Annotated in this window: 1 pseudogene; it reads right to left on the bottom strand. The window is 49.6% G+C overall.

From position 1 onward, the window contains the following. A pseudogene (locus B2633_RS11830) lies at window positions 1–584 on the bottom strand (hypothetical protein); the annotation flags it as partial. Window positions 585–597 lie beyond the last annotated feature (13 nt).

Here is a 597-nt window from a genome sequence, read left to right as displayed (position 1 = left end):
AGCGACAACCCGCTGGGCACCAGGAGCAGGATGTAGGTCAACAGTCCCTGCAGGGTAGAAAGGCCGGTGATCATTCCCACCGCCACTGCGCTTAAAAAGAAGAGCAGACTGGCTATTAAGGCAATCTTTAGCCAGTCGAGTATATCCTGGCCCTGCACGAAATCAATCTTTAATCCGGCCACTACGCCCCATGTGACCAGCGCAGTTATCATTATCGGAATCAACAGGAACACCAGTCCCGCCAAGAGGTGGGTATTATACAGGGTTTCCCGCCGGATGGGAAGAGAGTGTTCCATATCGGCGGCTATACCGGTCTGTAAATAGCGGAATACCAGCAGTCCGGTGAGAACAGGAGCCATCAACAACAGGAATAATAACACCGGCGAGTGATCGAATTCAAAAACCCTTAAATAAGTAGCTGCGTTATAATGCGCTTTGATGATCTCCGGGCGGCTGTAAATCATCACCAGCTGCAAAGGCAAAGCGGCCAGCCAGGCCAAGAGGTATACCACTCCCGTCCAGCCGTAGCGTTTAAAATCATTATATAATACCCCTTTATTAATAAAGGATGTTGTGGATTTCATAACCGTTATCCCC

It is taken from the genome of Syntrophomonas sp. UBA1041 (assembly GCF_002316705.1).
Classification (GTDB): Bacteria; Bacillota; Syntrophomonadia; order Syntrophomonadales; family Syntrophomonadaceae; genus DTU019.
Note: the sequence above shows the minus strand (reverse complement) of the source record. Positions and strands in the feature narration are given on the sequence as shown.